1 protein-coding gene is annotated in these 1,353 nt (G+C 36.7%); it reads left to right on the top strand.

The features are described 5' to 3' along the window. A partial coding sequence (locus AACV78_RS17105; protein ID WP_445329589.1) for an IS4 family transposase occupies positions 1 to 1,282 on the top strand: 1,282 nt, incomplete at its 5' end. Positions 1,283 to 1,353: the final 71 nt, after the last annotated feature.

Here is a 1,353-nt window from a genome sequence, read left to right on the forward strand (position 1 = left end):
TCACCTGGAAGATTTATTAATTCCGGCAATGGCTGCCCAAAAAACTTTTTATCGCCAACTAAATCTAAGAGATAGGATTCTGACACTACCATTAATGATGGCAGCAATATTAAGTCTCTTATGGCGAGATGTAGCGGGAGTAACAGAATTAACCAGATTATTAAATAGAGAGGGATTTTTATGGTGTGAGCCGCAAGAGATTAGTCAACAAGCATTATCGCAACGATTTTTAACTTTTCCCGCCATTTTATTTGAGAAAGTATTTAAAGAATTATTGCCTCATTTTCGCCGAAAATGGTTAACAAGAAAATCAAGACCACTACCAGATAGCGTACAATTTGCCTTAAAAAGCTTTGATAATATCTGGATAGCTGATGGCTCAACATTAGAAGCATTATTTAAGAAGCTACAAAGTTTATCAGATGTGCCAATTGGTCAATTAGCGGGAAAAATGGGAGTAATCATCGACCTAGTAACTCATCTTCCCGAAGAAATTTGGTTTGGGGAAAATCCGAAACAAGCAGATACTAACTGGGAGGAAGATTTACTAAAAACAGTTAAGCCAAAAACATTACTGTTATTGGACAGAGGCTTCTATCACTTCGCTTTTTGGTCAAAACTCATTTCTAAAGAAATTGGATTTATCACTCGAATAAAGAAAGGTGCATCTTATCAAATCGAGCGGGTATTAACCAATACTTATGAGGTCAAAGACCAGATAATTAAAATAGGTGCAGGTACAAAACAGACACCAGCTTTGACTATAAGATTAGTACAGATTCGCTCCAAGACTTCCTGGCGTTCTTATCTGACAAGTGTCCGAGAACCTGAAATATTGCCCCCCTATGTAGTAGCAGATTTATATCAAAGACGCTGGCGAATTGAAGACGCATTTTGTACAGTAAAAAGATTATTAAATCTCAGCTATTTATGGACAGGTTCATTAAACGGAATTAAGCTCCAAATCTGGGCTACTTGGCTATTTTATGCGGTTTTAGTAGATTTAGGAGATGCGGTGGCAGATGAATTAGGAGTACCAATTGAACGGGTTTCATTAGAAATGATTTATCGGGGGATGTATCATTTTTCGGTGGCCTATCAAAAAGGATTAGCTTCTGACCTAGTTAAGTATTTTGCCGCCGATAAAAATCAAGATTTAGGGATCGTTAAGCGACGACGAAAACCTCATGTCAGGCTAATTATTTCTCCTTTCCCTGGAACTCAAAGAAGTCCCGAACAATTTTTTTTCAATAATAAAGGAACAAATGGAGTCATATTTTAATTGGGTCAACAGGTAAAAAATGAGTAAAATTACTCATTGACAATAGTGCTTTTAGCTTAACTTGTGAGTAA

Origin of the sequence: Tychonema sp. LEGE 07196 (genome assembly GCF_963890365.1) — a bacterium.
In the GTDB taxonomy this organism is placed as follows: domain Bacteria; phylum Cyanobacteriota; class Cyanobacteriia; order Cyanobacteriales; family Microcoleaceae; genus Microcoleus.